We start from the raw sequence: 17194 nt of genomic DNA, 5'->3' as shown, positions 1-17194 counted from the left end.
CCACGACATCGTTTGCTCCTGCCGCTCGATCTGGTTGCGCGCGCGAAATGGGGAGCCTAACGGGTGCACCCCCGTTTTAGCGGTGGCAGTCAGAAGGGCGTGCTTCATCTGAGCAGGCCGACAACCCGTACGCACAGGACTACATCTCGACCGACAACCCTGGCCATGCGCCGCTCTTTGTTACGACCCACAATCACCAAGGCATATGCCGTGATAATCGTACGGGTGGGATATTTCGTCTGATGTCAAGGTGATAGTGGGCTTGCTCCCTGAGTTGCCACTCAGGATGCTAAAGACAAGAACCAAGAGGCTTTGAGAGTATCAAGCCAAATCAAGACCATCCGTCGGACGCACCAATCGAAAGCCAGATGCACGAAGCTTTCGGGCAAGGCATCATTTTGCGGATAAGCTAACGTCAATTCGTCGCCACGTGTGATCTTAAGGCGGATGATCCTCGAAACCGAACAATCCAGCGAGGGGCGCGGGGCCCAACTTACGGCGGCGTCAAAACGAAACGAGAATATCATTGGCACCAATCATGCTAAGCGGCAGTTGACAGGTAAGAGGCGTGTTGCGCCCGCCATAGCGGTGTTGTCGAATTCAACGTCCATGAGATGCGAGCTGCATCTAAGGCATTTAGTCAATGAGCCGATCGCGAATTGCAACCCATGAGAGCGCGGCGAACGCTGCACAATGAACGCTAAGTCGTTACAGCAATTTCTTGCTCCGCGTGCCTGAAAGGACCAGACAGAATGACGGCATATCCCATGGTGTTACAAAACTTACGCGCCGCCAATCCTGGTCGCAGGGTATTGGAGATAACCACGACCGCAGGATGCATCGTCCGGTGTTCTTATTGCCCCCAGGACAAGTTCGTCGATCGCCAAAGACCTGTGTCTCAAGCAAAGCATCTGGGTCTTCAAGATTTCCAGCGATGTTTGGCACGCGTACCAACGGAGACCGACATCAGTTTCGCCGGCTACTCGGAGCCTTGGCTGCATCCGGAATGCACCAGGATGGTTGAGCATGCTTACGCACGCGGCCATGACATCCGGATTTTCACAACCCTTGTCGGAATGAATGGGAGTGACGTCCGGCGCTTGCAAATGCTCCAGTTCAGGGCTTTCGTTGTCCACGTTCCTGACGACGGAACTTATATGAACAGTCGCCTCGTCGGAAGGTCTTATCTCAATGTCATGCGCCGACTGCTCGAGGCGAACATTCCCTCAATTCGATTCGTCGTCCTGGGCAAAGTCCATCCCGATCTCGCCGACATCATTCCCACCAAGACGCTAGAGCGCCTGCGGCCGCTGAGTAGCAGGCGGGGACGTCTTGATCCGAATATCATCAAACCGCGACAGCCGGTCGTCGGAACTTTGACCTGTATCGGCAAACAACAATGCCGCAATGTCCTTCTCCCAAACGGCGACGTTACTCTGTGCTGCATGGATTTTGAGCGGCGTCATGTCTTGGGCAATCTTTTGCGCGACGAATACGAATATCTCTTTGAAGGACCAGTCTTTCGCGAAGTCGTTGGTCGCATGAACGGAATGGATGGCTTTCTGCTCTGCAGGATGTGTGAGTTTGCCAATCGGCAGACGTTGGAGTGCTGTACGGATGCCGACCAACAATCGTGAGGGCAGGCCCGCGCGAGCGGCGGATACTGATAATTCTCTGAAGAACGACAGACGACCAAAGTCAATTTCGCTCGCCTCGTGCCAAACTGATGGGAAACCTGCCGGATTTGGATATACGAGTGACACCAGGTGGATCAGAGCCGCGCTTCAGTGAAGTGAACCAGCTGAGAGCCTGCTCTGTAGAGGACTCCACGGGCGGCACGAAACCGCCGATGTTCAACTGGCGTGACTGGAAGTGGTAAATCCTTTTCCGCAAGGTGGCCGAGGACGTAGGAGGCCAACACACCGCCGAAGACGGTCCCCGGTGCAATCCCGCGCCCGTTGTAACCACCGAAAGAGACCACGTTGCGGTCGAGCTTGTGAAAGCGCGGCAGATGGTCGGAAGTCATCCCGATCATCCCGCACCAGCCGGTATCGAACTCAAGGTCGCCGAGCTGCGGAAACAGCCTCCGTAGCGACCTGATTGCCCAGGCGCGGTGAACCAACGCGCCGATACCCTCTAGAGCGCCAACGCTGCCGAACACCAAACGGCCCGACCGATCGAAGCGAAACGAGGAAAGGACCTCGCTGGTAGTCCATGCTCCTTGCCGTTCGGGCAAGATTGAGGTCCTGAGACGGTCTGGTAAGGGCCGCGTGGCCAAATTGAAGTAAGGTAGGTGGATCTGCTCTCCCTGAACCTGCGGCCAAGGCTTTTTGCCGTAGGCGTCGGTGGCGACGATCACCCACTCAGCACATACGGATCCCATTGCCGTCCCAGCCCTCCAGCGCAACCCCATATCGCTGACTGTGAGGACCTCAGTTTGTGCGAATATCCTCGCGCCCGCTGCAAGCGCAACGCGTGCCAAGCCGCGCGCATAGGCCAGTGGCTGGATTGTACCGGCGCGCTTGTCTAGCAGCGCGGCGGTGTAGCTGCCACCGCCAATCTTTCTGCGCGTCTCCTCCGCATTAAGCACCACGACCGGAGCACCGCGTTTCTGCCACTGTTCGGCACGAATCTGGACTTCCTCCAAGCCCCTGTGGCCGACTGCGCAATGCAAGGTCCCTGCGCGCTCAACTTCGCAGTCGATCCCATATCTCTCGATCAGTTCAAAAACCTCCTGCGGTCCTCCACTCAGTATTTCGATGAGCCGCTCTCCAAATGGAGGACCGAGTGTAGCCGAGAGCGTGTCGGGCGTGACCCACATGCCCGCATTGACGAGCCCGACGTTGCGCCCGGAACCACCAAATCCAATTTCGGATGCCTCCAGCAAGATAACGCGCACGCCTGCCTTCGCGAGGTGAATAGCCGCAGAGAGTCCGGTGTATCCGCCGCCGATCACAACGACATCGGCTTGCAAATCACCCACGAGAGGATCGGTATACGGCGGCGCTGGCGCCGTCAGCTCCCATAAGCCGTGCGATTTGCGATTGCCTTGCATCCGACGAACTCGTTCTGCGGCCCCATTAAACCTCGGCCGGCGACCTTCGTTGGTGCGTGTGATCGAACTGCCGATCCGAACACGCCTAGTGCTGAACTGGCACTTTTACAGGTTGACCAGCGGATGCGTCCGGGAGGATTCACGAGCGGAAGGGGCTTCACCGAAGCGTGAGCTCCCAGATGACGCGGATGTGCCCTCCATGAATCGATGGTCGGAAAATGTGCATATTTCTAACTCGCAGCTTACTGTCATCGATCAGGTTCAGGACGCGCCCAATATCTCCCTGATCAGAAAAGACGACATACATTCGGCCGTCGGCATTGAGCCAAATATGTGCTCCCCCTAGAGCTGAGGCCATGACGCTATGATCTTCGTCAAAGCAAGAGCGCTCCAGCTCGTCCTTTGCTTTTCGGTTCCAATACGGGGCCGCAAAGAGAATAAGATCGAATTTTTCTCTAGGCTGCAGCGCAGAATAAATGTCACTGTGGCGCGCTTCTGCGTGCTCCGAATAACCCAACCGCTCGATGTTTAGCTTTGTGGTGAGAACGGCCTGCGGATTAATATCGAGAGCCACCAGGCGTTCAGCCCCAGCGCGGAGTGCCGCCAGTCCCAACACACCCGATCCGCATCCCAGATCTAACACTGTTGCTCCAGATTCGATGTGCCACTTCGATATCAGGGCGTCGGGAGCGTGACTTAGGCGTGGCGACAGCACGCCGGGGAGAATGTGCAAGAGCATACCGCACACTTCCACATCGTGCGGGTGTTCGCATGACCGCAGATCGGCGATCATTGCGTCCACATCGGTCGTTTGGCGCCGTGTCGATATGGCTAGGGGGGCGGTCATTACAACTCTCCAATTTTGTAGCGCGCTCGGAAGCTGCTCTGCCTCATCGCCACCCATTCGATCGGTGCCTATTGAGCGAGTACGGCAGCTGCCCCACGCTCGGTGCTCTGTACAGGCACACCCGGGTCTACAGGAATGAGAGCATGGTCGATCCTGCGTTTCTGAATGCACTCGGCCTTCGCAAACTATCGTTGTCTCTCAATAGCAACAGCCGTGCCATCAGCACTCAAAACGCGCTCGGCTGCTGATTTTCCTTCAAGAACGTCGCCGGCGGGCCCAGCGTGTCGGCAACGGTGTCAGAAACCGAACACGTCTAACCGATGTGGTACACGAATGGCTTCGTTTCCCGGCTATTCTCGCGGCAGTCGGCCAGAAGGCGGAAATGCGCTTCATTGAAAACTCACGTTTTTACGAGTCGTCAGGAACACACAAATGCGCTCAGTTCACGGTTCTCATGCCGTCGAAATGGATATCTAGTTCATTTGAAGGAGTGCGCGATACGTCACCTCACGCCGACCTACAACCAATCGAAAACCCGCTAAATGGCATACCAGGCGCCGCGATCATTGCGCCGTGATCGCCGCGATTGAGATCTGAAGGTCAAGACAATCCGATCGTCGGTGGAGCAGCACCACGCATTGCAGCTCAAGTCTTCAGTTGAAGGCGCTTTCGTCCGGCGCTTTCTTTGGCGGCAGGAGCGATGTTGCAGCAAGGCAAATGCCGCCCACCAACCATTCCACCTTTTCGCCCGGCCACGTCAGGTTTTGGAAAGCTAACGTGAGTAACGAGGGAGCGACGCCAACGGACTGACCATGGACCGATTCAACACGATCAACCCGGCCGATAAAGGGCCCGCCGCGTCCGATGCGACCGTGGAACAGCCGCAACGGCCGCAAGCGGCGTTTGAGCAGCACTTGGGAGAGGCGCGACAGCTCGGTCCCACATATCCCCATAGTGAGCTTTACGATATCACTGAAGAAGACGATCGCCTCATCCAAGCAGCATCCTTCGCTGCCCTCGAGCGAGGGCCACCGCCGAATGCGACCACCGTCGAAATTTATGATCGTCGGCTTCGCAAATTGGCTGAGGCGCTGAAGCAGTCTGGCCAGTCGATTGCCGGGCTCGATGATGATACGTTGCTCGACTGCTCCAAGAAGCTGCTGCCAGGAGACAAGGTCATCGCCTTCGCATTGGCAATCGTTAGCAGGTACCGCGAGCCCAGCGACAGCGCTCGGCCCCGCAAGACACATTACCGTCCGTCCAGGGAAGACGATTGCCTCATCAGAGAGGCCGCTGAGGCAGGCTTTGGTCGAGCAATCGCCGAAAAGAATGCCGCAAATTGTGCTAGCAGTCTTCGGAAGCTAGCAGCAGCACTGCGCCCTTTGTCACTTGTTAAGCTCAGCCACAAAGCACTGCTCGGCCACGCCGACACTTTATTTCCGAATGACAACAAACTCATCTACGCGTTGAATAGGCTGAGCGACTACCGCGCGATCGCTGGGCAGGACAATTCGGGTGGTGAAGCAAGCAGCACCTTGCGTCTACCGGCTCACCCGGCCGCGGATTTGCCAGCGCAGCTTTTCGATCATGAGCAGCCTTTGATGAGCTCCGCAGATCGGGGCGCCCCATCGCCAGCCGATGGTTTCAATGCTCCGCAGGTTTGGCAGGGAATGGGTTTAGCCGCTCATTCTCCTGTGCAACGTGTCGCCCAGGATATGCTTTTCGACGCTGTGGCCCGAAGCAGCATGCTTCCGGGTGCCAGCTTCGATGCGCCAGAACAAATGCGTTCCGCCATCCCCTCGCCCGTACAAAGTTTTGCTCAGGAAGCGCTTTTCGAGGTCGCGGATCGAGAGGGCCTGCTCACAGCATTGACCTTTGATGTGCCGGTACAGTGGCAGTGGGCGACTTCCGCCGCCCGCTCGCCTGGACAAGGCATCGCTCAGGAACAGCTTTTCGACGCAGTAGAACGGGGCGGCTCTGCGCCTGCTGATGGTTTCAATGAGCCGGAACTTTGGCCGATGGTGCGCGCAACCGCCCGCCCGCCCGTACCAAGTGTCGGCCGAGAGAATCCTTTCGATGCTGTAACCCGGCAACCCGACTCGCTGCCGCACCATCCCGCCTCTGAAGAATACGTTGGACGGATGATCGATCGGGACGGCGCGGCTCCGGCCGCACTTGATCCGCCGTCCCCCGCGAACAGCGAAAGCTTCGATGCTTCCTTGGTCGTTCGCGAGGATTTCTCCCATGGCAGCCAGTCCGCGCCGGATATGATGCTCTCCAAGCTGGGCCGCTGGGGTCTGTTGCCAGATGCAGCACAGCCGGTAAGACCTACGACATTCGTGATGAACGTTATACGGCGGTATTAGGACCGAAAGGGCGCAATGATGTTCAGCTTATCCATCTGAGGTCTCCTGCTATCGGCGATACATTTTGATGTTTCGTTCGCCGTTCCCGAGGATTTTTCCCATCGCACCCAGCCCGCTCCCGACATGATGCTCTCCAAATTGGGTAAGTGGGACTTCTTGCCTGACACTGAATATCCGGTCATGAACTACCAGATTGGCGGCGAACGCTACACGGCTGTGTTGGGACCGGGAGGTTCCAACGACATTCAACTCATTCATCACCCTCGGCTCGCTTTGCTGGGTGACGCTGCCGTTACGACGCCGACGGCTCCCCCAGATCGCTACAGCGCTCTTGCGTCAGGGTTTGAGCCGCGCATGTCGTTCGAATTGCGAACAGACGCTTCTTCGGCGCTTGCGCCAGACCTTCTACTGCCGTCTGCCGCACAGGCATCGGGTCAGCAGCCGCCCCCGCAAATGCCTGAACTGGGACAGTTGTTCGGCGATGACTGGAGGCACGGCCCCCGGGTAGCTTCTCCTGTCGTGGTCGACATGCTCCATAACCTGGATCTTCTGCCAAGCCAGGATGTCCCGATGACCCGCTTTTTGATCCATGGTGAACCCTACACGGCCGAAAACCTACCCGGAGGCACCATTCTTCTCTTTCATCGGCCGCAATTTGGCTGAGCGAAGGGCGCCCCGGCGTTGCGCTCGAGCCGCTCCCGAAACCAGGTCAGATCTTTTGCTTTCCACAGATCCTATAACTGCCTCCGAACGAACTCGACTGTGGTAAGCCCATCATGGGCAGTCCCATCATGGCCAGTCCCATCATGATATCCGGCTGGATATATCGATTGCATTATACTCATATGCGGCGCCGTGGCTACTTTCAGGGGTGCTGATGCTGGTTGAACGCGCAGGGACAGCCTGGCGAGTCGCTCGCATCTAGAACTGAGGGCTCAATTGTAGCTCGGCGTCTTCGAACCTCGCTTTGTTTCCGGCGCGACCACAATCGTATGGAGACTGTCACACGAGCTTCACCGCATGGGAGAGAGCGAGATCTCCTAGCCGGTCACTTTGCAACAAGGACGGGCGGTAACCTGCATCCTGCACGACGATCGCCTATGACGCGTATAGCAAGCTCATCTGGTCGGGCTCCACGCCAGAACCGGCAATCGACGTGTTGAGTCTAGGCGTAGCGTGTGTTGACTGGAAGTCGCCCCACATTGATGCAAAGTGATTCTTGGCTATAGGCCAGCCTAAGTCCAAAGAGATTTCCAGCACGCAGTCGCTAGTGGATCCGGCGGTCGGGACATCACCAGCAATACTCGAACTATAGCGCTACGGAATCTGCAATGACAGCTTTCCGCGCCGGATCACTTGAAACTCCGAGTGATCGAAATTGGAATGGTTCTCAGTCAACGCCGACTACCGTCATGTTCAGACCATCGTGTTCGTTTGACAACGTGCTATGCCGGAAATCGGACATGAAGCTACGCGTCGCGGCGCGGATCACGCAGCCTCACTCACCCCATCATGGGTGACAGACATATCTCATTGGCACGTGGATTGCTGGGGACATGGCAAGGCGGCGTGCTCGGTTGCCGGGCAGGAGTTCGCAGATGTAGGTTGACTGACTTGGCAACGAAGGTGACAGCCCCCTAGCTCGATAACACCATGACAAGCATGCGCTGCTGTCACCGTAGAAAGCGCGATAATACAGCGCGCTCCCCAGCCGTCTTATACGGCGCAATGGTTGAAGACGAATCCGCCGCATTGCGATGCGGCCATGATCTCCGCTCTTCATCAGTGACGCGCAGTAGCGCTCGTATGAGCACCGGAACAGCTATGAACGCTTCGCCAGAGATGATCCCACCAGACAGCGACGTCAAGCCTGCCACCGGGATAACCTCCCGACGCTGCTCGCTGAGATCCGCGCCCGTCGAAACGATTTCGCCGTCGCTCAAGAAATTCCACGCGATATAATCGAGGGCTTCAAACGAGTCGGCGTCTATCGGGCTATGGTCGCAAAGCGCTTCGGCGGCGAGGAGCGAACGCCGGCCGAGTTTTGTCGCCTGATCGAACGCATTTCCGAGGCCGACGGCTCGGCCGGTTGGGTCGCCAGCTTTGGCGATGGGGCCTGCAATCTCGCTGCTCTTCCAGATGAAACACTTGGCAAAATCTACGCGAATGGACCCGACGTGGTGTACTCAGCTGCGATTTTCCCGCTACAGCCCGCCCGGCGAAGCACCGGCGGATTTGTCGTAAGCGGCGCGTGGCCATTCGCCAGCGGCTCGCCCGGCGCGGCTTTGATCGGCGTCGGCATCGCGGTGGAAGACGACCCAACCGGTGGCCTTCCACGTGTAGCCGTAGTGCCAGCCGAAAAGGTGACTATCCGCCCCCATTGGGACGTCATTGGCCTGCAAGGAACCGGCAGCCACGACGTGGTTCTCGAAGATATCATCGTGCCGGAGGAATGGACCCTGATCCGCGGCGGCTCGCCGACACTCGACGGGCCGATTTACCGTTATCCGCCAGTCGCCTTCGCCGCCCAGGCGCATGCGGTCGTTGGCATTGGTATTGCACGCTCCGCGCTGAACGAGCTGATCGCGATAAGCCGGAGCCGCCCCTCGATCACTGGAGCGCCTGTGATGGGACAGCGTGGCTATGTCCAATTGGAGACGGCCAAAGCCGAAGCCAAACTGCGTTCCGCGCGATCCTTCTTCTATGAGGCTACCGAAGAACTGTGGAACGAGGCGCTGAATGGCTCCATAAATCCGAACACCGCAACGCTGATGCGGCTCGCCGCCACCCACGCCGCGCTACAAAGCGCCGAAGTCTGCAACATCGCAAGCAGTCTCGCCGGAACTGGCTCGCTGTACACGGCGAGCAATCTGGCGCGCGCGATGTGCGACAGCTTCGTCGTTGCTCAGCATGCGGCTTTGAATGAGGGAACACTTCAGCGTGCCGGCCAGCTCCTGCTCGGAGGTCCAGCACAGCCGGGCTTTCCGTGACATGGCTTATCGACGAGCATTTTCGCACGATCGCCACAATAGGATGGCTGTGAACAATCACGACGACCAGAAGCAATCTGGCCGTCGTCACCATCGCGACCAGGTCTCATGGCTTGCGAAGCCGATTCACATGGGTCAGGGGGATCGAACTTTCGACACCAATCCCCCTGCGCGGTGCTTCTCGTTTACCAGATGAACTTTGCACCATCAGGAAGGTCGCAGATGAACTCGCCCTGGTTCACGAGCTCAGTCGTTCCGACAACAAGCTTGGAGGCACGCACCGTGAGCCTACCTTCGCGGCTGAGACTATGGCGGATGTATTCCGTCACGGCATGTCCCGTGCTATCCACCGTTTGATGCGCGTTGGCGAAGCTGATGCCATTCTGGGCGGTGACCCTGAAGGCATTGATGACCAGACCGGCTTGCGTCGCAGACGCAGGCTTGCCCCCCTCCGCGGTGGTACAGCGGCTCATGTCCAGTATGAGCTTCACATTCTTGCCGGTCTGCAGGGCATTGAGCACCTCGGTGTATTTTGGCGAGGGCTCATCGGCTCTGGCGTTCGTGCTCACGCTTGTCGCCGAAAGCAGAGACAACAGGATCGCCAAGCCTTTGACAGTAAACTTCATATGCTCTTCTCCCTCCATTATAATCACAGATCGCCTAAGCTGACACTCGCATGATGACGTCTTCGCAACCCGATTGGCTGCTTTCAGACATCAAGCGCGTCGTGCTTGCGAGAACAACAACCTGTCGCACTCATGCGCAAGTGGTTGCGAGGACTAATCCGACCTCACAACCTCGTAGGTTAGTTTTTGCCAAGCCAGTCTGGTCAGTGCACCCGCCGCCCCAGCAGTGATCGAGCGCAGGTAACATTGAATCGACCAATCGCAATGGTCGCGGCAATCCAGCCGGGCCAGTGAGATTGAGACGACTTTTCCGAGAACTGCTTGGCATATCCGTGATCGCCTCGTCACTTCGCCAACGGCTCGTTGGCACGAGAGCCTGAAAGCCGCTTCTACTCATGGCCGGCTCGGCCTTACGCTGACTCGCCTTTGGCCAGAAGACGGCTGGATGCGATTGCATCACGTAGCAGCCCAGTGGAGGCCACATCAGACGTGGCGAGCAGCGCCGCACGCTACGCCTATCCGCCGCTTGAATGCGTTCCATCAAAACAATTGATTTTGCCGATCTTGCCTGACGCCCCCATAGTCGGCCTCAATCTTTGGAGGCAGCATTCAAGAATGTGGTGTGACAATCGATTCTCTTTTCAATCCCTTGCCGGTCAATTCCGCTTGGGTAATCGCCGTCTGCATCCAGGACGTTAAGCCTCACGCCTCAAATCAACGCATCTGGCGGCAAGCCTGCCCGCCAATTGCCACATGTGAGGCGATCGGGCAGTCGCACGCGCACGCGCGTTATGGCTTGCCTTGGAGCGAAGCAAGAACGGTTGGATCTTCACACGACGCCGTCGCTGCGGCTCAACCTGCACATCATGGGATATTGGACAGACAAAATGCTCACGACGTTGGAGAAAGTCGCGATCCTCAAGGCTATGACGTGTCCAGACTATGTCGTTGTCGCTTCACGACCCGCGTTAGTTTGAAGACGCGTGTAACCAACTGTTAAAGAGACTTGAAACTCTCCCAACGTCAGATTGTAGGATTTCCGACAGCTTCGCGACACAACCCCCGCTCGCGCGAACACTTCCTGACAGGTAGCAAGAATTGCGAACGTCTCTCAAACTCAACGCCGCACCGCTCTACTTCGTCACGCCGGTCGATCACACCCGTCGACGACGTGTTCTCAAAACCGCTCGTATACAGCACGGAGAGCTCAGCGCCATGCCCGTTGCAGCGGCGGCGCGATTTCGCAGTCGAGCAGAACGCAGGCTCTGTTTACCTCGCGATTTCCGCGCACGACGCAACCAACGATTCGGGCTTCGATCATTCCGCCGCAGCTCATCCAAGATGAGATGCAGCTGGCTGCCTGACCTCAATCACACGCGCCGCGGTTCCGACGAGCGGCGGCCCTATCCGCCGCTCGTTCGCTGCTGTCGGTCGGGCGCAGCATCGGACGCGACAAAACATCGGGATCGTTGGCCTCCCGCAGGTCTGTCTGCCGTCAGGGAACGGCTTACTCCGTAGTCGGGAGGAGCATCGATCTATTCGTCGCGTACCGCGGCGCTGGAACACTGATCCAGATGCGTGAGGTGAAACCTGTCTTTCACGCGGAAAAGCTTGCCTCGTTATGGCGATGCTACAGGCTCGACAGCATAGCAAGACTGACCGCGAGACCGGACAAAAGTGGGGAGTTCCTAAATGTCGATTTCGCCAGGCTGCTCAGCCACCAATCCAACCGTCGGCGCTTGCGCTTCGATTGCGCGCTCTAGCGCTGTCATGGCCGATGGCGGCTACTCAGCGCGTGCAGATACAGCTGCAATCGACGCTCAGATGCACCAACCTGCCCCTACGGCTTTCGGCTTCGCCAGTGATTTCGCGGTTCTTCTCGACACGAGGGCCCTCATCGATGGCGAGGCATTCTTCAATCCGAAGACGTGCAAATCACGAGGATTGCTCGCCCGCCATCATGCTCTGCTTCATCGCCCTCGGAATTTTGCGCAGGCGCCAAAGCGGGCGTCTGCCAGTTCCGTCGAACCTCTTGCTCAACCGTGACGCGCTTAACGTCTTGGCGTGGATGGACGAGAGGCGATGAAATGCGAATTCTCCTGATTGATCATCATTCGGACTTTGTCCGTGCTGTGAAGGAGGCGCTGCTGAATTGCGGGTTCGCTGTCGATGTGACGCGCACGCTCGATGAGGCGGCGGCCGCGCTCGATTGCGCCAACTACCACATTCTTTTGCTCGAATTGGTTCTGCCTGATGGAGACGGCCTGGACTGGCTGAAGCAGTTGCGACGCGAGGGACGCTCAATGCCGGCCATGATGATGAGCAGTCTCAACGACATCGGCCGGCGGATTGCGATTTTCAACGCGGGTGCGGATGATTTCCTTCCCAAACCTGTGTCGACCGACGAACTCATCGCGCGCATGCGGGCCATTCTGCGGCGGTCGACGCAAATGACGGCGCCGGTCGTGACATTCGGCAATCTGCATTTCGACCCGATCGGGAGGCAAGTCGCGGTCGGCGGTCGGGTACTGCGGATTGCCCGCCGCGAAGTGTGCATTCTTGAACATCTGCTCAACCGCGCCGGCCGCACCGTGCCGCGCGCATCGCTGGAGGATAGCCTTTATGCGTTCGATGACGAGGTCTCGACCAATGCGCTGGAAGTCGGGATCTATCGCTTGCGCACGCATTTGAACCAGTCGGGCGCGACGCTCAGGATCAAGACCGCGCGCGGCGTCGGTTACACCCTTGAACTCATTGGCGCGGCATCGGCCGCCTAACTGAATCGAACTTGAAAGCAACAATCCCTTGAAGGTCGTTTACAATGCTGCCGGCGCTGATGAGCCGTGGATGGTCGCCGGGGCGGCGCGCTCGGCTGTTTTGCCTCTCATATGCTACGTCCTGTGCGGACTTGCACTGCTATTTCCACTTGCTGCGGCAGCCGAGACCAAGCGGGATGGCAAAGCAGAACCGCCGCGTAGCGCGCCCGGCAGCATCTCCGGCACGCTGAACCTGATTTCCTCACAGGGCAAGACGATCCATCTGACCGCTGCAGCGGCGAGCATATTTGTTGCCGACCCGACGATTGCGGATTATCAGGCGCCGTCGAATACGACGATCTTCGTGTTTGGCAAGAAGTCAGGACGCACCAGCCTCTTTGCCCTGAACGAAAGCGGCGAGGCTCTCGCCGAGCTGCGCGTGGTCGTCACACAGCCGATCGAGGACCTGCGAGCCACGCTTCGAGCCGAGGTCGGCGACTATCCGATCCAGGTCAGCTATACCCCGCGCGGGGCGATCCTGAGCGGTACGGCGCCCAATGCGGAGGTTGTTGAGACTGCCAAGAAAGTCACCGAGCAGTTTCTCGGCGCGGGGGCGCTGGTCGTCAACAAGATCCAGGTGGCCGGCTCGTTGCAGGTAAATCTCAGCGTGCGGGTCGCAGAAGTCTCCCGAAGCGCCGTCAAGGATCTCAATATCCACTTCACCGCATCTAGCCCGAACGGCGCTTTCCTTATCAGCGGCAAAGATGGCGGGTCCGGCGCGGCCGGCGGCGGCGGCACGATCGGCATCGGGTTTAGCGCCGGCAATACCAATCTGAGCGCTGTTCTTGACGCACTCGCCAGCGAGCACCTCGCCTCGATCCTGGCTGAGCCGAATCTGACGGCAATGTCCGGCGAGTCCGCGAGCTTCCTGGCCGGCGGCGAATTTCCGATTCCGGTCATGCAGGATAATCGGCAGGTGTCGGTTCAATTCCGCCAGTTCGGCGTGAGCCTCGAGTTCGTCCCGACGGTTCTTAACAACAATCAGATCAATGTCCGTGTAAAGCCCGAAGTCAGCGAACTGTCGAGCGAAGGCCAAGTCAAAATCAATGGCATGGAAGTCCCTGCTCTCTCAACCCGGCGGGCCAGCACCGTGGTCGAGCTCGCCAGCGGTCAGAGCTTTGCAATCGGCGGGCTCATCAGGCGCAACTTCAACAATGACATTGGCGAGTTTCCTTGGCTCGGCGACGTGCCGATCCTCGGCGCCCTTTTTCGCTCCTCATCGTTTCAAAAGCGCGAGACCGAGCTGGTTATTATTGTCACGCCCTACATCGTGCGGCCGGGATCGAACCCGACCCGGATGAGTGCGCCGACCGACCGCATAGCACCGCCCTCAGACACAGGCCGCATCTTGACGAACACGCTGGCGCGGCCGCCAAAAGACCGCGATGCGCCCCGCACGAGCGCACCAGGATTGACCGGCAGCGCCGGCTTTATCATCGAATGAGGATCGTCAAATGACCTTGCGACGTTTGTGCCATTTGGTCGTTGTTGCGGCAACATTGGGCGGATGCGCAAACAGTGCTTCGATCCCTCCCGGGCCGGCTGAACAGGCGATCCAGGTGGAGCAGAAGAACAGTGTTTTGGTCCTACAGAGCCTTCGTGGCTCGGAAAGACATCGGCTGCGGAGTTTCATTGCGAGTGCAAGTGGCGGCCGGCGGGACGCACTCCATGTCGATGTCACTGGCTCGCCCCGGCTCATTGCACAGGTGGCCCACGAGGTCCGTGCCATGGGCATTGCCCCCTATAATATCCGGCTATCCGCCTCACCTCTCGATCTGCCCTCCCATTTCGGGGTAAGGATCGAGGCGATCACCTTTGAAGCCCACCCTCCTGTCTGTCCGTCGCTTTCCATCGTCGGGCCTGCAGTCAACGATAATTCGTTCGACCCGACGCTTGGCTGCTCGACCAGAAGCAATCTGGCAGTCATGGTCAACGATCCGCTCGACTTGCTGGACAATCGGTCGGTCATGACGAGCAAAGGCGATCGCGCCGCCATACCGGTTGCCAGCTACGGCACGTTTGGCCCAGGCAACAAGAGCAACGGAGAAGGCGGACAGAGCAGTGTGGCCGCGTCGGAAGCCCCTGCGGCGGCAACGAGGGACGTACAGCCTCCTCGATGACGGCGTTGCATCGCTACCGGCTGATCAAAATGATCTAGCGCTTTTCCGTGCCGATTGAATCGCAGGCTGGATTTTTGTTCTGGCGCGTTTTCTTCCGCGAACCGGACCCCACTTCGCTCGAAAACACCCTGGAGCCTTGTCCGTTCCGATTGAATCGGAACGGAACTCCAGATTCTTGTTTTGACGCGTTTTTTTTTCGCGCGAGCCGGTGTCCACTTCGCTGGAAAACGCTCTAGACCAGCCCGGCAGCGTAAAGCGCTTTTGCGATCGACTCGAAATATTGCGACGGAACCGGATTGCCAAGTCTTGCTTTGCCGAGCAGCTGACGCGTCAGGAGGTCGTCATCCACAATCTTGAGGCGCAGCGCGCGCGCCTCGCCAAGCAACTTGGAAGCAGCATCGCCCTCACCCCGACAGACCAGAACCGGCACGCCGGTTTCGCCGCGAACATAGCGCAGCCCAATCAAGGCTGCGGACCCCCTCAGTATCAAGTTGGCGCGATGGACGCCAAGCGGAGCCTCGTTCGCCGACACCTGGCGCAGACGCCGGCGTTCACCCTTCACCTGCGGATTGCCTTGCTGTTCCTTGTTCTCGCGCTTGGCCTCGGTTTCGGTCATGCGCATCTCCTGCATGAACAACCAGCGCTGGATCAGAAGGTCGGCCAATCCGCCCACGAGAAAGGCCCCAGCAGCGATTCCTGCCAGCAGCTTGACCTCGGTGAAGACTATTCCGAGACAGCCGATGCCGCAGACCGGCAAGTACACCAGCGCTTTCCAGCTTGCGGTCACGGTGAGGAAGAAGCACGTTCCCAGGAGCATCACCTTAACCAGCGTCTTGCCAAGCTCGATGGCCGAACGTTTCGATGCGATCCGCTTCAAGCCTTTGATCGGATCCAGTTTCTCAAGTTGCGGTTTGAGCGGCTCCAAAGCAAACATGAAGCCGCCATTGGCCAGAACATTGGCCAGAAGGCCTGCTACCACGGCAGCCGCAAGCAATGGCCCAACCGCCGCAACCGAGAGTTCCAGTAAGCCGTTGAGTGCCTGCGGAACTGCACTCGAGAAGGGCTGCTCCTGCAGTTTGTCGATCAGCCGGACCGTTTCATGCCACTTGTCTTCGATCGCCCCCGCTCTCCACCACAGACAGGAAAAGCCGGCGCAGGCGCTGACCCCGCTCACCAGATCGGAGCTGCGCGCGCTCTGCCCTTTCTTGCGCGCATCGCGCAGCTTCTTGGGGGTCGGAGGAAGCTTTTTCTCCTCGCTCGTGCTGCTCATTTCAAGAGCTTCTTGAAATACTCGAGCAAATTGTTCGAGGTGAGGATTTCAGCTCCCGCGTATTCGAGGAGATAGACGCTGTAGCTGACCATGATGACGCCGAAGGCCACATTCTTGATCGTAGGCGAAAGATCGTTCAGCTTGAGCTGCGATGCGAAGCGGCCGAGCATCATGACCGATATGTCGATCAGCAGCAGCAGAGCCAGCACCGGCCCGGCGACCAATAGCGTCGTCAGCATGATATGATCGAGAAGGGTGAGGCATTCCATTGCCCCTTGTTCCGTCACCGCAGGCAGGAACTGATACACGGGCCAGATCAGATAGCTGCCATAAAGGCTGCTCACCATGGTCTGGAGGCCGCCAACCAGAACGAAGATCGTGACCGCGGTGACACCGAGAAAAAGCCCGGTTCCCGACGCCTGGCTGTGCGTCGCAGGATCTTCCGCCGCGACCTGGCTTGAGATTCCTCGCTGGGTATCGATGATGTCGCCGACTGCCTGGATACTCCATAAGGGAATGCTGAGCAGGATGCCGAGCAGAAGGCCGACGAACACCTCCTTCAGACCGAGCATGGTGACGCTGACCAGACGCGTGTTCGGGTCCAGCGCCTGGAGGCCGAGTTTGATCTGCGCCAGACACGGTAGTCCGATCGCAATCGTCAGGCTTCCGCGGATCAGGCCACTGATACGCGGCCGGGTAAAGACGGGAAGAACCAGCATGATGCCTAAGGCGCGGGCCGCGCTCAGGCCGGTTGCGGCGACAAGTTCGATTCCGCCCTGGACGAGAGCGTGCGCATCTGAGGGTGACAAGCCAGCCATCCAAGCCCTGCTAGTATCTTGAGGTGAGTGCAGGAAACTCCCGGAAAATACGCTCGGCTTGTTCGATGAGTGGGGCGCTGAGCACCGGAGAAAATCCGGCGAGCACGGCGACGACCACCAGAAGCTTCACCGTCAGGGGCAAGGTTTGATCCTGGAGCTGGGTTGCCGCCTGGATGAGGCCAATGATCAATCCCGAGATGAGAGCCGCGAGGAGCGGCGGCAGAACCCAGATCATGAAAAGCACGAGCGATTGGCTCAGGTGCATGAGGATGCTGGCTTCGTTCAT

General features: G+C 58.5%; 14 protein-coding genes. 7 read left to right on the top strand and 7 right to left on the bottom strand.

Annotated elements, in window-relative coordinates; genetic code table 11:
• The first annotated feature begins 752 nt into the window (after positions 1-752).
• A complete protein-coding gene (locus ACVIHF_RS42655; RefSeq protein ID WP_456793899.1) occupies positions 753-1637 on the top strand; it encodes an SPASM domain-containing protein in 885 nt (294 codons plus the stop codon).
• A 134-nt stretch (positions 1638-1771) separates the two neighbouring features.
• Here the strand turns inward: ACVIHF_RS42655 and ACVIHF_RS42650 are convergent, their stop codons facing one another.
• From ACVIHF_RS42650 to ACVIHF_RS42640, 3 genes are all read right to left on the bottom strand, one after another.
• Positions 1772-3055, bottom strand: coding sequence for an NAD(P)/FAD-dependent oxidoreductase (locus ACVIHF_RS42650; RefSeq protein ID WP_456793898.1), 1284 nt, complete (start codon positions 3053-3055; stop codon positions 1772-1774).
• Between the two features lie 157 nt (positions 3056-3212).
• Positions 3213-3902: a methyltransferase gene (locus tag ACVIHF_RS42645; protein ID WP_456793897.1), complete on the bottom strand. Its 690-nt coding sequence runs from the start codon at positions 3900-3902 to the stop codon at positions 3213-3215.
• 653 nt (positions 3903-4555) lie between these two features.
• The gene (locus ACVIHF_RS42640) at positions 4556-4900 is read right to left on the bottom strand and encodes a hypothetical protein (protein WP_456793896.1); all 345 of its coding nucleotides are present in this window, start codon (positions 4898-4900) and stop codon (positions 4556-4558) included.
• Positions 4901-4981: 81 nt separating this feature from the next.
• Between ACVIHF_RS42640 and ACVIHF_RS42635 the strand changes: the two genes are divergently transcribed.
• The 3 genes from ACVIHF_RS42635 (at position 4982) to ACVIHF_RS42625 (ending at position 9258) form a co-directional block, all read left to right on the top strand.
• On the top strand, positions 4982-6268 hold the full coding sequence (locus ACVIHF_RS42635; RefSeq protein ID WP_456793895.1) for a hypothetical protein: 1287 nt from the start codon (positions 4982-4984) through the stop codon (positions 6266-6268).
• 180 nt (positions 6269-6448) lie between these two features.
• A complete protein-coding gene (locus ACVIHF_RS42630) occupies positions 6449-6931 on the top strand; it encodes a hypothetical protein (RefSeq protein ID WP_456793894.1) in 483 nt (160 codons plus the stop codon).
• A 1334-nt stretch (positions 6932-8265) separates the two neighbouring features.
• Positions 8266-9258, top strand: a complete 993-nt coding sequence (locus tag ACVIHF_RS42625; protein WP_456793893.1) for an acyl-CoA dehydrogenase family protein — start codon at positions 8266-8268, stop codon at positions 9256-9258.
• Positions 9259-9443: 185 nt separating this feature from the next.
• Here ACVIHF_RS42625 and ACVIHF_RS42620 read toward each other — a convergent pair whose 3' ends face one another.
• Entirely contained in the window at positions 9444-9884 is a 441-nt protein-coding gene (locus ACVIHF_RS42620; RefSeq protein WP_310879811.1) for a VirK family protein, read from the bottom strand.
• A 2087-nt stretch (positions 9885-11971) separates the two neighbouring features.
• On the opposite strand from ACVIHF_RS42620, the gene ACVIHF_RS42615 reads away from it, so the two are divergent.
• The 3 genes from ACVIHF_RS42615 to ACVIHF_RS42605 are packed head-to-tail and all read left to right on the top strand — an operon-like array spanning position 11972 to position 14820.
• On the top strand, positions 11972-12661 hold the full coding sequence (locus ACVIHF_RS42615) for a response regulator (RefSeq protein ID WP_310879810.1): 690 nt from the start codon (positions 11972-11974) through the stop codon (positions 12659-12661).
• 28 nt (positions 12662-12689) lie between these two features.
• Positions 12690-14144, top strand: coding sequence for a type II and III secretion system protein family protein (locus ACVIHF_RS42610; protein WP_456793892.1), 1455 nt, complete (start codon positions 12690-12692; stop codon positions 14142-14144).
• A 10-nt stretch (positions 14145-14154) separates the two neighbouring features.
• On the top strand, positions 14155-14820 hold the full coding sequence (locus ACVIHF_RS42605) for a CpaD family pilus assembly lipoprotein (protein ID WP_456793890.1): 666 nt from the start codon (positions 14155-14157) through the stop codon (positions 14818-14820).
• Between the two features lie 232 nt (positions 14821-15052).
• Here ACVIHF_RS42605 and ACVIHF_RS42600 read toward each other — a convergent pair whose 3' ends face one another.
• The 3 genes from ACVIHF_RS42600 to ACVIHF_RS42590 are packed head-to-tail and all read right to left on the bottom strand — an operon-like array spanning position 15053 to position 17194.
• A complete protein-coding gene (locus ACVIHF_RS42600; RefSeq protein WP_456793889.1) occupies positions 15053-16090 on the bottom strand; it encodes an EscU/YscU/HrcU family type III secretion system export apparatus switch protein in 1038 nt (345 codons plus the stop codon).
• On the bottom strand, positions 16087-16908 hold the full coding sequence (gene sctT, locus ACVIHF_RS42595; RefSeq protein WP_310885417.1) for a type III secretion system export apparatus subunit SctT: 822 nt from the start codon (positions 16906-16908) through the stop codon (positions 16087-16089). The genes ACVIHF_RS42600 and sctT overlap by 4 nt, the downstream gene beginning before the upstream one ends.
• A 10-nt stretch (positions 16909-16918) precedes the next feature.
• Complete coding sequence (locus ACVIHF_RS42590) at positions 16919-17194, bottom strand: EscS/YscS/HrcS family type III secretion system export apparatus protein (RefSeq protein ID WP_310879805.1); 276 nt, start codon at positions 17192-17194, stop codon at positions 16919-16921.

It is taken from the genome of Bradyrhizobium sp. USDA 4506 (assembly GCF_054058795.1).
This window is presented reverse-complemented; position numbering and strand designations above follow the sequence as displayed.